This is a genomic window from Chitinimonas viridis (assembly GCF_030409555.1).
GTDB lineage: Bacteria > Pseudomonadota > Gammaproteobacteria > Burkholderiales > Chitinimonadaceae > Chitinimonas > Chitinimonas viridis.
In genome coordinates this window covers 212,510-228,310 of record NZ_JAUFPU010000010.1, presented here as the reverse complement: position 1 = coordinate 228,310, position 15,801 = coordinate 212,510, and the positions used below count along the sequence as shown (strand labels likewise).

At 58.7% G+C, this 15,801-nt stretch carries 13 protein-coding genes and 1 pseudogene; 9 read left to right on the top strand and 5 right to left on the bottom strand.

Going from position 1 to position 15,801, the window contains the following annotated elements; genetic code table 11:
* The 9 genes and pseudogenes from QWZ03_RS13220 to QWZ03_RS13180 all read left to right on the top strand — a co-directional run.
* The coding region (locus QWZ03_RS13220) for a bacteriophage T4 gp5 trimerization domain-containing protein (RefSeq protein ID WP_441302638.1) at window positions 1-576 on the top strand (576 nt) is incomplete at its 5' end.
* A 121-nt stretch (window positions 577-697) separates the two neighbouring features.
* Window positions 698-1,078 carry a hypothetical protein gene (locus QWZ03_RS13215; RefSeq protein WP_284198343.1) on the top strand — a complete coding sequence of 127 codons (381 nt, stop codon included), beginning with the start codon at window positions 698-700 and terminating at the stop codon, window positions 1,076-1,078.
* A 13-nt stretch (window positions 1,079-1,091) separates the two neighbouring features.
* The gene (locus QWZ03_RS13210; protein ID WP_284198342.1) at window positions 1,092-2,279 is read left to right on the top strand and encodes a DUF2169 family type VI secretion system accessory protein; all 1,188 of its coding nucleotides are present in this window, start codon (window positions 1,092-1,094) and stop codon (window positions 2,277-2,279) included.
* Window positions 2,276-3,349, top strand: a complete 1,074-nt coding sequence (locus tag QWZ03_RS13205; RefSeq protein ID WP_284198341.1) for a hypothetical protein — start codon at window positions 2,276-2,278, stop codon at window positions 3,347-3,349. The genes QWZ03_RS13210 and QWZ03_RS13205 overlap by 4 nt, the downstream gene beginning before the upstream one ends.
* Window positions 3,350-3,374: 25 nt before the next feature.
* Window positions 3,375-5,030 carry a PAAR-like domain-containing protein gene (locus QWZ03_RS13200; protein WP_290333145.1) on the top strand — a complete coding sequence of 552 codons (1,656 nt, stop codon included), beginning with the start codon at window positions 3,375-3,377 and terminating at the stop codon, window positions 5,028-5,030.
* A gap of 2 nt (window positions 5,031-5,032) precedes the next feature.
* Complete coding sequence (locus QWZ03_RS13195; protein WP_284198339.1) at window positions 5,033-6,025, top strand: hypothetical protein; 993 nt, start codon at window positions 5,033-5,035, stop codon at window positions 6,023-6,025.
* Between the two features lie 144 nt (window positions 6,026-6,169).
* On the top strand, window positions 6,170-7,567 hold the full coding sequence (locus QWZ03_RS13190; protein ID WP_290333144.1) for a hypothetical protein: 1,398 nt from the start codon (window positions 6,170-6,172) through the stop codon (window positions 7,565-7,567).
* A gap of 303 nt (window positions 7,568-7,870) precedes the next feature.
* A pseudogene (locus tag QWZ03_RS13185) lies at window positions 7,871-8,802 on the top strand (IS5 family transposase).
* 121 nt (window positions 8,803-8,923) lie between these two features.
* Window positions 8,924-9,922 carry a hypothetical protein gene (locus QWZ03_RS13180; protein WP_290333143.1) on the top strand — a complete coding sequence of 333 codons (999 nt, stop codon included), beginning with the start codon at window positions 8,924-8,926 and terminating at the stop codon, window positions 9,920-9,922.
* An 82-nt stretch (window positions 9,923-10,004) separates the two neighbouring features.
* Here QWZ03_RS13180 and QWZ03_RS13175 read toward each other — a convergent pair whose 3' ends face one another.
* The 5 genes from QWZ03_RS13175 to ybaK form a co-directional block, all read right to left on the bottom strand.
* Window positions 10,005-10,493, bottom strand: a complete 489-nt coding sequence (locus tag QWZ03_RS13175; protein WP_308447564.1) for a VOC family protein — start codon at window positions 10,491-10,493, stop codon at window positions 10,005-10,007.
* Window positions 10,494-10,560: 67 nt separating this feature from the next.
* The gene (locus QWZ03_RS13170) at window positions 10,561-12,141 is read right to left on the bottom strand and encodes an ABC transporter substrate-binding protein (RefSeq protein ID WP_290333142.1); all 1,581 of its coding nucleotides are present in this window, start codon (window positions 12,139-12,141) and stop codon (window positions 10,561-10,563) included.
* 98 nt (window positions 12,142-12,239) lie between these two features.
* Window positions 12,240-13,835: an ABC transporter substrate-binding protein gene (locus QWZ03_RS13165; protein WP_373322419.1), complete on the bottom strand. Its 1,596-nt coding sequence runs from the start codon at window positions 13,833-13,835 to the stop codon at window positions 12,240-12,242.
* A gap of 193 nt (window positions 13,836-14,028) precedes the next feature.
* A complete protein-coding gene (locus tag QWZ03_RS13160) occupies window positions 14,029-15,144 on the bottom strand; it encodes a beta-ketoacyl-ACP synthase III (protein ID WP_290333140.1) in 1,116 nt (371 codons plus the stop codon).
* A 120-nt stretch (window positions 15,145-15,264) separates the two neighbouring features.
* Window positions 15,265-15,756 carry a Cys-tRNA(Pro) deacylase gene (gene ybaK / locus QWZ03_RS13155; RefSeq protein WP_284198333.1) on the bottom strand — a complete coding sequence of 164 codons (492 nt, stop codon included), beginning with the start codon at window positions 15,754-15,756 and terminating at the stop codon, window positions 15,265-15,267.
* Window positions 15,757-15,801 lie beyond the last annotated feature (45 nt).

Genomic DNA, 15,801 nt, shown 5'->3' with positions numbered 1-15,801 from the left:
AACGACCGCACCGAGCGGGTGGACCACAACGAGAAGATCTCGATTGGCGACAACCGCACGGAGGATGTGGGCAAGAACGAGACCATCAGCATCGGTGAAAACCGCAGCGTGACGGTGGGCGACAACGAGACGATCAGCATAGGCAGCAACAAGACCGACGATATCGGCGACAACCTGAGCATCACGGTGGGCAAGGCCAAGACCGAGGCGGTGGCATTGGCGTCGATGGAGAACGTGGGCCTGGCGAAGATGACGAACGTGGGGGCGGCCTACAGCCTGAATGTGGGGGCGTTCATGAATACGGTGGTGGCGGCCTGGCAGAAGGAACAGGTGGGATTGACCAAGGCGATTACGGTAGGTGATGCATACGATCTCACCGTTGCCGGTGCAAGCTCGATCCATATGGACGAAGACACCATCACCCTTAAAGTCGGCAAGAGCGTCATGACCATGAAAGGGGACGGTACCATCACAATCAATGGCAAGGACATCAATGTCATGGCCAGTGCCGAAATACAAGTCGAAGCCAAGGCCGATATTGTCATGCATGGCAAGAACATCAAGCAGAATGGTTAAGGAGACAGGCATGTCCGTGCCCCACACCGCCCAGTGCACTGGCCAATCCACATCAGGTACCCCCTTAGACTCCCTACTGCAACGGCCAGCTGCTACGCTCGCCCCACCGCAAGGCAGCGTCATGCTCGCCACGCTGATCGCATTTGATGGTAGCCAAGCCACACTCTCGCTCCCTGGTGCTCAGCCTATCACCGCAGCCAGCTTGGTCCCACTGCAAGCTGCAGATATCGGTCGCACGGCTGCAATCACACTGCACGGCGACAGCCAAGCACTCGTGCTTGGCTTAATCTGGAAAGCGGAGCCCGCGACCACGACCCTGCATGATGTCATCGTCGATGGCCAACACGTCAGCATTGAAGCCAAAGAATCCATCACCCTCGCCTGCGGTCGCGCCAGCGTCACCCTTACTGCAGACGGCCAGATTCTGCTACGCGGTGACTATATCTCGAATCACTCCACCGGCACCCAGCGCATCAAGGGCGCTGCCGTGCAGATCAACTGACGGGATAACCGATATGGACCTGATCAACGGCACCCGCTACGCCCTGAGCGTCGACCAGGTACTCGATAAAGACGGCCGCCCATGGCTCGTAGCCGTGGCCAAAAGCACTTGGCAGCTCGAACCCGACGCCGACGGAAAGCTGACCCTCGCCGCCAAACAACGCCCACTGCGCATGAGTGACGTGCACGAAGGAGAGCCCGGTCTGAGTGCCCCTTTGTTCGAATCTGACTACACCTTTCGCAAAGCCGCTTGCGATGTACTGTTCAAAGGTGCTGCCCACTCACCCGAAGGCAAGCCTGTCAAGATACTTGAAGCCGGTCTACGCATCGGTCCTATCCACAAGGTATTACGCGTCGTCGGCAACCGCCCCTGGCAACGCAAGCTAGGCAGCTACTGGACACCGGGCTCACCGGAGCCGTTCGTTCAACTCCCAATCACTTACGGTAATGCTTTCGGTGGCATGTATACACCTGAGCAAATTGGCTCCTCCTCCCCGGACGATTACCTAAGCTACCCCGACAATCTCGTCGGCCGCGGTTATGCCAAAGGCGCATTCCAAGGTCTCTTGGCTGACACCTACGCACCCAACCTCGAAGCCATGGACGAGGAGATCAGTGCGCCCGACGGACGTTACAAGGCTGTGTCGCTAGGCCCGATTGCCCGCAACTGCCCCCCCCGGCTACGCTACGCCGGCACCTATGATCAACGGTGGCAGGAGGAGGTCTTCCCTCTCCTGCCCAAGGATTTCGACGAGCGCTTCTATCAGAGCGCGCCACCGGACCAGCAAATGCCTTATCCAACCGGTGGTGAGCAGATAGCACTGCTCAACCTGACGCTTGGTGGCGGCCTCAAGGTCATTACCTTGCCACGTCTACGCCTGCCCATGGTCGCACTGACGCGCGAGCGTCGGCCCATCCCGCTCCACACCGTCGTCGACACCCTGATCTTCGATACCGATGCCATGGTGCTCGAAGTCGTCTGGCGTGCCTGCCATCCGCTCAAGCGCAATCTGCAAGAAATCCACACGCTGGCCGCCGGCAACGTCTGCAAACGCTGGTGGAAGAGCCGCGTCTACGGTGCGGAAGACTGTGGCTGCCACGGTATCGAAACAGACGACAAGGACCTGGCTCCCGTCACCGAAGCACTGGAGGAAGACGACTCCATACCCGATGACAGCACACCCCGCAGCGAGCATGCATGAGTAACCATACAAAGCTGACTATTATCGCCAGCGGCGCTGTCACGCCACTGGGCTTGAGCGCCGCCAGTACCTGCGCCGCCATTCGCGCCTGCCTCAATAACTTTCGCGAAACGCACTTCGTCGACGGACAAGGAGCTCCGCTGCTCGGCGCCACAGTGCCTGCGCACGCCCTGCTTGGCAGCGACGAGGATGCCGTACAAGGTGGGCCAGATAAGCTCGCCGCTATGTTCGTACGCGCCGTGCGCGAATGCCTGCAGCAGGTACAAGGCTTCAACGCCGCCCAGACGGCTCTGCTACTAGTCGGCCCCGAAAGCAGCCGGCCAGGCATCACTGCCGAAAGCCTGCGTGAAGTCTTTGATGCCTGTCAGGCCACGCTCGGCGAGCACTTCCACGACGCCAGCCGCATCACGCAGATCGGAACCCCTGGGCTCGCTGTAGCACTTAAATACAGCCGCGAGCTCCTGGCCGACCCGAATCAAAGTGGCGTTCACGCGGTCTTGATTGTCGGCCTGGATAGCCTGCTCAACACCAGCGACATCCTCGCAGGCCTCCAACAGCGCCGACTCCTTGCCCAGAACAATAGCGACGGTTTCATCCCCGGCGAAGCATGTGCCAGCCTATTCATTATTGGCGAGCGCAGCAATATCACAGCCCCCAGCGGCAACCTAGTCGTGCGCGGCCTTGGTATAGCCCAAGAGACCGAAACCCTGCTCGAGCAAAAACCCAGCCGAGGCCAAGGCCTGGCGGCCGCCATCCGGCAAGCGCTAGACGAAGCCGGCCTCGGAGCCCACGACATGCACACCCGGCTCTCTGACGCCACAGCCGAAAGCTACTTCTTTGAAGAAGCCAGCTTCGCCTGGACCCGGCTACTACGGCAGCGCTCACCGGAGGGCTACGGATTTTTCACCCTAATGAACCGCGTCGGCCACATCGGTGCCGCCATGGGACCACTCACCCTCGTCGTCACCCTTGACCAGGTGCGCAAGCAATGGGCCACCGGCCCCCACACGCTCGTCCACCTCAGTAGTGCGCATACACCCCGAGCTGCTGTAGTCGTGACCGCTGCCTGAGCCACAGAATCGAGAATCCGCCGTCATGTCCCACAACGTCTTCGCCAACAACAACGAGATCTGTGCCAAAAGTGCATCGGGTTCGTCGAATCTCGCCACGGATACCTGCTTCTCGCCCGGCGCCCCCATGCCCGGCGTGCCCGTGCCCTACATGAATAGCTGCAAAGCCAGTGACATTACCAAGGGCTCCAAGACAGTAGCCATCAAGGGTATGGAAGTCTGCATGGAGGACAAGAGTTACTTTGCCACCAGTTACGGTGATGAAGCCGCTACCCAGGGGCTCAAGCGCGGTGTCGTCTCAACCAGCGTCCAGGGCAAATGCCGCTTCATAGGCTGGAGTCCCAACGTATTTGTCGAAGGCCTGGCCGTTACCCGCCATCTGGACATGGTGACGCACAACCACAACAGCCCGGCCAATACCCCTCCCATGCATTACATGTCCAATGCCGACCCTTCTAACCCATGCAAAAAAGACTACGAACAGATCGCCAAGCGTTGCGCGCCTGACGATCACAAGGACAGGGCCAAGCGTGGCAAGGGTGTACCTAAGGACAAGCAAGGGAAGGTCGATAAGGCCGGTAATTGGGTCATGGATCATTGCGGTCCGCTTATGGTCCATCCCGGCGACAATTTTGAGGACTGGAAGAAGGATTTTGGGGACTTGGGTAGCCTGATGAAGAAGGCTTCAGATCAGCTCAAGAACGATGTGATCGCCAAGATGGAAAAGGAGATCGCCGAGTTCGCGGCAAAGAAGCTGACAAAGATGGCTGTAAGGCGCGGCCTGACGGGTTGGATACCTGTAGTCGGCTGGGTACTGACCGCAGTAGATGTTGCAGCAACGGGATATGAGATTGCCACAACGGTCAGCACCATGAAGGATGAATTGGCTGACCTAAAGAAAACCGTCGACAACCTCAAAAAAGAGTCAGACAACGTTACCAAAGCATTCAAGGATTACGAAGATAAGCTCAAGAAATACGGCACCATGAGCGCCGATGAGAAGAAAAAAGCTGAGCGTGAAGTCATGGCAGCCGTTCAGGGTGCCTATGGCGCGGCCAACCCTTGCTTGCGTGCCCGTAAATGTGCCTTGGTTCCCTACAATAAGGCAGATAAAGATAATGGCTGGCTAGGCAAGGGCTGCTGCCCAGGTCAAACAGGCCACCACCTTTTGCCTGATGCCATGTTCCGCAGTGCTGATAAGCAAGAACAGGCGAAGGCCTTCGAGACCTGGAAGAAATCCTACGGTGGCAAGAAAGATAAGTCCAAACTCACGGCCAGCGATATGCCGCGTGATCACAAGGCAAATGCAAAGTGCTGGGACAAATACAAGGAAGGCCCAGCCCCGACCATCTGCCTGGAAGGTACCGACAATACCAGCGGCTCGCACGGTCTAGTCCACAGCGCGACCTCAACGTTGCTTGCACCGTTCAAGAGCAGTCCGACTATGGATTACACCAAAGCCCGGAGCCTGCTTGCCAAGGAAATTAGCGTCGCCTACGGTTGCGATGCCGACTGTCTGGAAGCGCAATTGGATGAAGCCTATTGCAAGATGTATACCTGCGGCGGAAACAAACCCTGCCCAGAGAAGCTAAAGGATGCCAAGGTTGTCCCACATGACGGCATGCCAAATGGCGGACCGAAAACCGGCGACGGTACAGTAAACACAGACATGGATGGTTAATTATGTTCGACGCAAAAACTTGGGAAAGATTCGGTTCAGGCTTCTCGTTCTACGACTGTGCAATCAGCACCGCTACCCGTTTCTGGTTGCTAGGGTACGAAATTCAGGAGACTCCACACCGTGACCCTTGGCCGCGGATGCGTGTCCTGTCAGTCAGTCTTAAAAAAGACATGGCTGAGCGCTTTTCTTACGATGAGTTTGGCAATTTTGATTTCGCACGCATGGCCTTTTACAAAGGTGATCAAACAGAAATCGTCGCAGCTGATCTCGGCGGCTTGATTTACTCATTCAATGCCCTTGGTACGCGCGAGGAAGCACCGCACCCAATCGGCTTGGCAGGAACCGAGCTACGTGCCACCGTCACGCAAATCGTTCGCATCGGACAGCATGCCTACACTGTCGGCGGACCGCGTCGCATGCACAAGCGCCTAGGCATGAATCAATGGGAAAACATGACTCAAGACCTCCCCATTCCGCTTGCCTATGCTAACGGCGATGTCACTATGGGCGACTATGTCTGGAAGAGCGCTGCCGGTTTTAGCGAATCCGACATCTATACCGTGGGCGGTGCTGGCGATGTCTGGCACTACGATGGCAAGCACTGGACGCAATGCAGCTTTCCATCCAACGAAAGGCTCTACAACGTCTGCTGCGCTGACGACGGCAACGTCTATATCGGTGGCAATATGGGCTCCCTCTACGTCGGGAAAGGCAACCAATGGACCAAGCTCAGCGACAGCAATTTCAGCGTGCCTTGGAAAGACATCGCCTGGTTTGCGGGCAAGCTCTGGTGTGGTTCAGATTACGGCCTTTGGGTCCTGCAAGACAAGGAACTGGTACGTGCAAATATCCCCGCCAACGTCCAACTCGTCTCTGGCGCCATTGATATCTCCCCCGACAGCAAGTGGATGCTGACGGCCGGCCGTGATGGGGCGGCCTTATTTGATGGCACCAACTGGGAAGTCCTGTTCAGCCGCCACGACCTTGAAGACTAAGTATTTGCAGGCCGTCAGCCACAGGCGGCCTGGACTGCCATCGATTAGATATCGATAGCGGCACGGGAGCAAACCTTTTGAGGTGCCCCCTTGATCCATTGACCAGCTACGTCTAGCTAGCCTGAACTCAGAAAGTTGATTGTAATGTCCGTAGTGAAACATCTTGTTGCACGCCACGCCGAGGATGCCGCCTTTTATTGGGCGCGCTGCCAGGAGGGACAGTTCAGCGCTCAGCAGGATATCGCCACACTGAAACGATTTAGCCATTTGGTGGAAGCCAACCTGGAAGGCTTGCGGGTTGCACAGCAGGAGTGCCAGGCCTGCACCCCATCTAATGGTGCAGGCTGGCAAGCCACCTTCTCGCGCACCCAAAAATGGCGTACTGCGGATGAAGCCTTTGTAAGCGGCGTACTGGCTTTGGAGACCGCCTTGGCTGCAAGTGCGCCGACACAGGCACTACTCGATGCGATGGCGCAATTAGCCACGAATCAGTTTGCAGAAACGGGCGAGAGGGAAGTAGCTAAGGGGCTGGCACTGGCAGCTAGTTGGTTGGGCTTGCCAGCAATCAACCTTCTGTCCAATCTCTGGCAACAATCTGCCGACCCCATTCAACGCTACATCACCCTTGCCGCCGCTGCAAAACATGAAAGCCTCAGCGATACCGTGCTGACCGCTTGGCTGCAGGATACCCATCCACTTGTGCGTGCCCATGCCATGCGCTGCGTGGGTGAGCTAGGTCGTACCATGCTTGGCGAAACCCTGGTGCCAGCCATGGATCCACTGCAGGAAGCTGATGCCGATTGTCGCTATTGGGCTGCCATATCTCGCTGCCTGCTAGGCTATGTCGATGGTGCTCCCTTGCTGGGCAAGTGGGCGTCAGAGCACCCTGAACAGCCAAGGAGCAGACATGCGCTAGCCGTGCTGGCGCAACTGCTCCCGCCCGACACGATGTTCCGAACACTCAGCAACGCGCTAGGTCTACCCACCCATCAGCGCTGTGCATTGGATGCAATACGCTACACCGGGGATCTCCGGTGGGTACCCTATCTGCTTGATCTGGTGGACGCCCATACCCAACCCGACGCGCTACGTAGCGCCCTGCTCGAACCGGCCAGCAACCTGGCTCGGCTGGCCGCCGACGTACTAGCCCACCTGACTGGCCACCCGATTGGCGGCAACATGCAACATGCGGCCTTGTGGCAGGACACACCCAGTGCAGAAGACCTATGGGAACCCGACGAGGCCGGTAACTATCCCGACCCAGCCTCCGACCCTGCAATCCCTGTACACCGCAAGCAAGATCCTGACAGCGGGCTTTTATGGCCCGACCCGCTCAAGCTGCGCCCAGCCATGAGTACTTATGTGTCCCATGCTACGTTTGGCGCAGAGCAACTCCCCATACTGGGCGGCCAGACACTTACATCTGAGAGGGCACAGATCGTATTCGCGGATCCGGAGGCCACCCAGCTACAGCGTCGCCACGCTGCCCTGTTTTTACGATGCAAAGGCTATAGTGCGACCTTGTTGAGTAACGGAGTATAACCCCCGCCTAATTGCCTTCGTGCGCAAAGTACCGTGGCGACAGCGGAGGCGCAACGCAGCCTGCAATACCGTCAGGTAAGGTGGAAGCACAGCAAGGCCCAAAACAAGCCGCAGTGACCGGAACAACGTAAACGTGCCAGGCCGCCATCATGATGGCGGCCGTCGCTGCGTATGTCCTCACAAGAAGAACAATCCAAACAGCCAAATGCGGCACCATGTGGTACAGGATCGTTGCTTCAAGCAGCTTGGCGAGGCTTTGTTGCACAGCTCCTCGCACCTAAGCCCAGCCGATAAACTACGGCCATGACCAAACCCGCTCCCGCCCAGTACAAGACCACCAACTGGCGCGACTACAACGCAGCCCTCAAGCTCGTGGATCGCTACTGATCTGGCTTGATCCTGCCATGCAATGGTATGCACCGGCCAGCGGCAAACCTGGCCGCCAGCCCACTTTCTCTAATACCGCCATCCAGTTCTGCCTGTCGATCAAGGTGCTGTTCGGCCTAGCATGGCGGCAGGCCATTGGCTTGTTAGAAGGGCTGATCAAACTAGCTGGGCTAGACTGGCGCGTGCCGGACTACAGCACGCTCAGCCGGCGCCAACAGATGCTGACGGTGCAGATTCCGGCCCGGCGCAGCACCGCAGGGCTGCATTTGCTGATCGACAGCACCGGTATCCAGTTTCTCGGCGAAGGCGAGTGAAAACGCAAGAAATATGGCGCGGAATACCGCAGGCAATGGCGCAAGGTACATCTGGGCATTGACGCCGAAACTCTGGAAATCCGCGCCATTGAAGTCACGGGGAACGGCATCGGCGACGCACCGGTGCTGCCAGACTTGCTGGGGCAGATTCTGGCTGAAGAGGGCATTGCCAGCGTGTGTACCGATGGCGCTTACGACACCAAGGAGTGCCATCGCGCGATTGCCGAGCGGGGCGCCGAGGCGGTCATCCCAGTGCGCAAGAACGGCCGGCCTTGGAAAGCAAATCAAGCTGGTGCTGGAGTGCGCAACGAAGCATTGCGCGCAATGCGCCGGCTGGGCCCGGCGATCTGGAAACGCTGGAGCGGTTATCACCGCCGGAGTCTGGTCGAAGCCAAGATGCGCTGCTTCAAATTGGTGGGTGAGCGGGTAAAGGCGCGTACCTTCGAGAGGCAGGTGGCGGAGTTGCAGATTCGCGCCGCACTGCTGAACCGTTTTACCCAACTGGGCACGCCGCAGACGGTGAGTGTGGCATGAATCCGTCTGGGGTTTGGGGAGGCTCAATCTTCAGCTGCGTTGTGCAACAAAGCCATGGCGGCCCCAAAACATCTGACGGCGCTCTGTAAGAAAATTACAACTTCCAGAAAGGTAATCCTAAATGTCAATTGCTGACAAAGAGCGCTGGGACCGCTTCTTCAATGGCTTCTCAATATATGACTGCGCATATGGCTATGAAGACAGGTATGTTTTCCTGGTCTACGAAAAGACTGACAGCCCTCACCGCGACCCTCTGCCAGAGTTGAGAATTGTTGTTGCTCGCATGGAACGCCCGATGGATAAGCGCTTCTATCGGATGCAATTCCCCTATTTCGACTTCGCCCGTGTTGCGTACACATCCTCACCAGAATCCGAATTTGTTGCGGTCGATATAGTTGGACAAACCTACGGCTACACCCCCCCGCGTAGCGACGAAGAAGAGCGCCATCCGACACAACTGAAAGGCGCAGAGCTGGGCGCCACGGTTACTCAGGTCGTTCGGATTGGACAGCATGCTTACACCGTCGGCGGCCCGCGTCGCATGCATAAGCGCCTAGGTGTGAGCCAATGGGAAGACCTCACCAAGGATCTACCCATCCCGCCCGCCTACGCCAATGGCGATTTCACCATGGGCAACTATGTCTGGAAAAGCGCTGCCGGCTTTAGCGAATCAGACATCTATACCGTGGGCGGTGCTGGCGATGTCTGGCACTACGACGGCAAGCACTGGACACAATGCAGCTTTCCATCCAACGAAAGGCTCTACAACGTCTGCTGCGCTGACGACGGCAAGGTCTACATCGGCGGCAATATGGGCTCCCTCTATGTCGGAAAAGGCAACCAATGGACCAAGCTCTGCGACAGCAATTTCAGTGTACCTTGGAAGGATATCGCCTGGTTCGCGGGCAAGCTCTGGTGTGGTTCGGACTACGGCCTGTGGGAACTGCGCGGTGAGGACTTGATACGGGCAGACATCCCCGCCAACGTCCAACTCGTCTCCGGCGCCATTGATATCTCCCCGGACAAGAAGTGGATGCTGACCGCCGGCCCTGATGGGGCGGCGCTGTTTGACGGCACCACCTGGGAAGTCCTGTTTAGCCGCCACGACCTGGAAGAATAAGTACTCACTGGGCCACCAGTCATAAGTGGCCTGATTTGCTGTCACGTCCAAACCGACCGGCAATCCACGGCTACGTAATTGGCTACGCGGCGGCATGACCAGCTTTATCGGCGGCGATGCCGTGGCTACGGGCTATCTTGCCCGCGGGTGCCTCAAACCAGAAATCCCCCTCCGCATCCAGGTAACCTCCGGGGTTCCACGCCACCTCCCACAGAAAACCATCAGGGTCGCTGAAATAGCCGTTGCGACCGCCCCAAAAGGTATCTTCGGCGGGCTTGGTGATATTGGCGCCTCGACTGGCCAGTTCCTGCAGCAAGCTATCGACCTCGCCCCGCACCGCCACATTGTAAGCCAGAGCGATACGGGCATGGCCGCCCTCACCTGCTAGGCCGGCATCGTGTGCCAGGGCATCGGCGGGGAACAAGGCCAGCACAAAGCCGTTGAGCTGGAAGAAAGCCACACCGGCCTGGCTCTTGGGCGAGAGCGGCCAGCCTATGACCTCGCAATAGAAGCGACGGGCGCGCTCCAGGTCGCGTACCCCCAGGGTGATGAAGCTGATACGGGCTTGCATGGCGCGGGCTCCCAAAAAAAACGGCGGCCACTGGCCGCCGCTTGATCTGCCGTGGTAGACCCCAAGTCTACTTGACGGAAACGTTTTCGAAGTTGTTATTGGTGAACGGGCTGGGCTTGAAACCCACGACGTTCTTCTGGAAGGCCACGGTCGTCAGCGGCTCCACCAGGGTGGCCCAGGGCATTTCTTCGATAAAGATCTTCTGGGCGGCTTCGTACAGCTTGGTGCGCTCCTTCAGATCGGTTACCCGCTTGGCCTGGTCGATCAGCTTGTCGAATTCCTTGTTGCACCAGCGCGAGCGGTTCTCGCCCGATTCGGCGGCAGAGCAGCTCAGGTTGGGGGTCAGGAAGTTATCGGGGTCGCCATTGTCGCCTGCCCAGCCGTAGATGGTGACATCGTGCTCACCGGCCTTGGTGCGCTTTTGCAGTTCCACCCACTCCATCACCGTCACCTTGACGTTGACGCCCAGCTTTTTCCAGTCGGCCTGCAGCATTTCGGCGGCCAGCTTGGGGTTGGGATTGGAACCACTGCTGCCGTTACGCACCAGGATATTGATGTCGAAGCCATTGGGGTAGCCGGCTTCCTTCAGCAGCTTCTTGGCCTTTTCGATATCGGTCTTGTAGGCAGGGATAGCCTTGTTGTAGCCCCACATGCGTGAAGGCAGCGGCAGGTGGGCGGGCGAGGCGTTGCCTTCCCACACGGCCTTGATCATGGCGTTCTTGTCCAATGCCAGTGCCAGTGCCTGACGAACGCGCTTGTCCTTGAGCTGGGGCTTCTGGGCATTGAAGGCCACATAGGTCAGCAGCAGTGCCGAGGTTTGCAGCACGGTCAGCTTGGGGTCTGCCTTCAGGCCGGGGATATCAGCCGGCTTGGGATAGACCATGAAGTTGCACTCGCCGCGCTTGAGCTTCTGGGTACGCACGGCGCCGTCTTCGGTGATGGCGAAGATCAGCTTGTCGCTGCCGGGCTTGCCGCGCCAGAAGGTCGGGTTGGCGTCGTAGCGTATCTGCGAGCCCTTCTCGTAACGCTTGAACACATAGGGGCCGGTGCCGATGGGCTTGAGGCTGATGTCGCCCGGGCGGCCTGCCTTGTCCAGCTGCATGGCGTACTCGGCCGACACGATATCGGCAAAACCCATGGCCAGGTTGGCCACAAAGGGCGCCTCGGGTTTGCTCAGGGTGAACTTGACCTTGTAGGGATCGAGCTTCTCGATCTTTTTGATCAAGGTGGGGAAGCCCATATCGGCAGCGTAGGGCCAACCCTGCAGGCTGGCCTTGGCGCCGGGGTGCTTGTCGTCGATCATGCGCTGGAAGGTCCACAGCACGTCATCGGCATTGAAATCACGGCTAGGCTTGAACCACTCGGTAGTATGGAACTTCACGCCACGGCGCAGATGGAAGGTGTACTCCAGGCCGTCCTTGCTTGCTTCCCACTTCTCGGCCAGGGCGGGTACGACCTTGGTGCCGCCTTTCTCAAACTCGGTCAGGCGGTTGTAGATGGCCTCGGTGGAGGCATCATGGGTTGCGGCAGCGGTAAACATGCCGCCATCGAAGCCTTCGGGCGAGGCTTCGGAACAGTAGACCAGGGTCTTGGCCTGGGCGCTTGTTGCCAGGGCCAGGGCAATAGCCGTGTATTTGATCAGTTTCATCGTATTTGCTCCGTGGTGCATGCGTATGCAGCAGGTAATCATCGTCTTACGCAAAAAAGGACGGGCGTACCCGTCCTTTCCCGATTGCCGAGGTTGGCTTACTTGATCGACACACCGTAGAAGGCGAAATTGCCGAAGGGGCTGACCTTGAAGCCTTCAACCTTCTTGTTCATCGGCACATACACGGTCGAGTGGGCAACGGTAGTCCAAGGCACTTCGCGCTTGAAGATTTCCTGGGCCTTTTCGTACAGCTTGGTGCGTTCCTTCTGGTCGTTCACTTGCTTGGCCTTGACCACAGCATCGTTGAACTCCTTGTTGCACCAGCGCGAATAGTTGTTGCCACCCACGGCATCGCAGGAGAGCAGCGTGCCCAGCCAGTTGTCCGGATCACCATTGTCGCCAGTCCAGCCGACCAGCACAGTGTCGTGCTCGCCGTTCTTGGCGCGCTTGAGGTACTCACCCCACTCGTAGCTGGTGATCACGCCCTTGACGCCGATCTTGGCCCAGTCGGCCTGGATCATTTCGGCCATCAGCTTGCCGTTGGGGTTGTAGGGGCGTTGCACCGGCATGGCCCACAGGGTGATGCTCAGATCCTTCACACCGGCCTTGGCCAGCATGGCCTTGGCCATCTCGGGGTTGTAGGCGGCATCCTTCAGGTTCTTGTTGTAGGACCATTGGGTAGGCGGCATGGGGTTGCTGGCCACCTGGCCAGCGCCCTGGTACACCGCGTCGATGATGGCCTTCTTGTTGATGGCCATATCCAGCGCACGGCGCACCGCAACGTTGTCGAGCGGCTTGTGCTCAACGTTGTAACCCAGGTAGCCGACATTGAAGCCAGCTTGGTTCATCATCTTCAGCTTGGGGTCCGCCTTCAGGCCAGCCAGGTCGGCCGGCTTGGGATGCGCCATCAGGTCGCATTCACCGGCCTTCAGCTTCTGCGCACGCACGGCGCCGTCCGTGGTGATGGCGAAGATCAGGCCATCGAGCTTGATATCAGCCTTGTTCCAGTACTGCTTGTTGGCCGTATAACGGATCACAGCGTCTTTCTGGTAGCTCTTGAAGACGAAGGGACCGGTGCCGATGGGCAGGGTATTGATCTGGGTGGGCTTGCCTTCCTTCAGCAGCTGGTTGGCGTACTCGGCCGACAGCACCGAGGCGAAGTCCATGGCGATATTCTGCAGGAAGGGGGCATCCACCTTCTTCAGGGTGAACTTGACGGTCAGGTCGTCCAGCTTCTCCACCTTGGCGATGTTCTCATCCAGGCCCATGTCGGTGGCGTAGGGGAACTCGGTTGGATAGGCCTTACGGAATGGGTGCTCCTTGCTGATCATGCGCTCGTAGGTGAAGACGATGTCGTCAGCGTTGAAATCGCGCGTCGGCTTGAAGTATTCGGTGGTATGTACCTTCACGCCACGGCGCAGCTTGAAGGTGTACTGCAGGCCATCGGGGCTGATGGTCCAGGATTCAGCCAGGGCGGGGACAACCTTGGTGCCGCCACGCTCGAACTGCACCAGACGGTTGTAGATGGCCTGTGCAGTGGCATCCATCGTGGTGCCGGACGTGAACTGACCGGGGTCGAAACCCTCGGGGCTACCTTCAGAACAGTACTTGAGCACGGCCGCTTGGCCCGCAGTGGCGGCAAAGGTGGCGGCAAGTGCGAACGACAACACGGTAAGACGCTTCATGTAGTTCATCCTCGTGGGTGAGTTTTGCAGACCGGGTCGGGAAGCCCCTGGATAAATCCCCGGCACACCTTACGAGAGATTTATCCAGAGACTCCCTAGGGTTTTCCCTAAGCAGCAACCCGGCAATGCGGCGATTCCGCATGGCGCGAGACGGTAACACAGCCGTAAACGTGAAAACAGCGGGGCGAGCCCGCTGTTGTACCTATTGCTTCCTTACTACAACGCTTCCGACCGAATATCCGGCTCCGAAGCTTGATATCACCCCCACCTCGCCCGGTGGCAGATCGCCATGCAGATGGAAGGCAATAATCGAACCGGCGCTGGAGGTATTGGCATAGCGATCCAGAATCACCGGCGCTTCCTCGGCCGTGGGATCGCGCTCCAGCAGCCGTTTGGCAATCAGCAGATTCATGCTGAGATTGGCCTGATGCAGCCAGAAGCGGCGCACCGCTGCCGGCGCCAGCCCCAATTGGCCCAGGTGGCTGGCGATATGCTCGGCCACCATGGGGCAGACTTCCTTGAAGACCTTGCGGCCCTCCTGCACGAACAGCTTGTCGCGCAGGTCGCCTGTTTTGTCCTCGGCCCGATTCAGGAAGCCGGCATTGTTGCGGATATTGTTGGAGAACACCGTGGCCAGGCGTGTACCTAGTATCTCGTAACCCTTAACCTGGGCCAGTTCAGCACGTTCCACCACCACCGCGGTACAGACATCGCCAAAAATGAAGTGGCAATCACGGTCGCGCCACTCCAGATGAGCCGAGCAGATTTCCGGGTTGAGCATCAGCACTGCACGGGCGCTGCCGGTACGGATGGCATTGGCCGCCTGTTCCAGCCCAAAGGTGGCGCTGGAGCAGGCCACGTTCATATCAAAGGCCCAGCCCTGTATGCCCAATGCCTGCTGTATCTCGACCGACATGGCCGGGTAGGCGCGCTGCATATTGCTGGCGGCACAGATCACGCCATCAATGTCGGCAGCCGTCCTGCCTGCCCTGGCCAGTGCCTCGCGCGCGGCGGCCACGGCCATCTCGGCCATGACCGACAGTTCCTCATTGCCGCGCGGGGCAATCTGCGGACACATCCGCTCCGGGTCCAGGATGCCGGCCTTATCCACCACGTGACGTTGCTTGATGCCCGAGGCCTTTTCGATGAACTCCACCGAGCTCTCTGCCATGGGCTCCAGTTCGCCAGCGGCGATGCGCTCGGCGTTGGCCGCATTCTGCAGGCGCACATATTCATTGAAGCTGGCCACCAGCTCTTCGTTGCTGATGACTTGCGGCGGCGTATAGAGACCGGTGCCGGTGATGACGGCTTGATGCATGGCGGTAACCTTTGCTGTGTCGGGGTCGTGCAGCTTGCCGGGGCTGATGGAACAGGCTGTCCAAGCTACCTAGCAAGCGATTGAATCTGCGCAGTTTAGCAGATGCACCGGCAGCACCGCCTACTCATGCGGATTGGCCACTTCCACCAGTTCGGCCTGCAGCAGGGGCAGCAGGGACTTGGGATCCAGCCCTACCAGGAAACCCCGCTTGCCGCCGTTGAGATAGATGCGATCCAGCGCCATGATGGTCTTCTCGACATACACCGGCATGGCCTTGCGCGTACCCAGCGGCGAGGTGCCGCCCACCAGGTAACCGGTGTGGCGATTGGCCACCTCGGCACTACAGGGCTCGATATGCTTGCGGCCCGTCTGCCGCGCCAGATTGCGGGTGGACGTCTCGCAATCGCCATGCATCAGCACGATCAGGGGCTTCCTGGCCTCGTCTTCCATCACCAGGGTCTTGATCACTGCGTGCTCGGGCACGCCCAGCTGGCGCGATGACTCGGCCGTGCCACCTTTTTCCACGTAGTCGTAAAGGTGTTCGGTATAAGCCACCTTGTGCTGGCGCAAGGCACGAATGGCGGCGGTGACGGGGGCTTTTTCCTGGCTCATGGGGGCGATTTTAACCACGCAGCACGGGGTATTTCCATGATAATT

What these genes read in the sequence shown, in the direction of transcription:
- QWZ03_RS13215 (WP_284198343.1), top strand. Translation starts at nt 698, where the DNA reads ATGCTCGCCACGCTGATCGCATTTGATGGTAGCCAAGCCACACTCTCG.
- QWZ03_RS13210 (WP_284198342.1), top strand. Translation starts at nt 1,092, where the DNA reads ATGGACCTGATCAACGGCACCCGCTACGCCCTGAGCGTCGACCAGGTA.
- QWZ03_RS13205 (WP_284198341.1), top strand. Translation starts at nt 2,276, where the DNA reads ATGAGTAACCATACAAAGCTGACTATTATCGCCAGCGGCGCTGTCACG.
- QWZ03_RS13200 (WP_290333145.1), top strand. Translation starts at nt 3,375, where the DNA reads ATGTCCCACAACGTCTTCGCCAACAACAACGAGATCTGTGCCAAAAGT.
- QWZ03_RS13195 (WP_284198339.1), top strand. Translation starts at nt 5,033, where the DNA reads ATGTTCGACGCAAAAACTTGGGAAAGATTCGGTTCAGGCTTCTCGTTC.
- QWZ03_RS13190 (WP_290333144.1), top strand. Translation starts at nt 6,170, where the DNA reads ATGTCCGTAGTGAAACATCTTGTTGCACGCCACGCCGAGGATGCCGCC.
- QWZ03_RS13180 (WP_290333143.1), top strand. Translation starts at nt 8,924, where the DNA reads ATGTCAATTGCTGACAAAGAGCGCTGGGACCGCTTCTTCAATGGCTTC.
- QWZ03_RS13175 (WP_308447564.1), bottom strand. Translation starts at nt 10,493, where the DNA reads ATGCAAGCCCGTATCAGCTTCATCACCCTGGGGGTACGCGACCTGGAG.
- QWZ03_RS13170 (WP_290333142.1), bottom strand. Translation starts at nt 12,141, where the DNA reads ATGAAACTGATCAAATACACGGCTATTGCCCTGGCCCTGGCAACAAGC.
- QWZ03_RS13165 (WP_373322419.1), bottom strand. Translation starts at nt 13,835, where the DNA reads ATGAACTACATGAAGCGTCTTACCGTGTTGTCGTTCGCACTTGCCGCC.
- QWZ03_RS13160 (WP_290333140.1), bottom strand. Translation starts at nt 15,144, where the DNA reads ATGCATCAAGCCGTCATCACCGGCACCGGTCTCTATACGCCGCCGCAA.
- ybaK (WP_284198333.1), bottom strand. Translation starts at nt 15,756, where the DNA reads ATGAGCCAGGAAAAAGCCCCCGTCACCGCCGCCATTCGTGCCTTGCGC.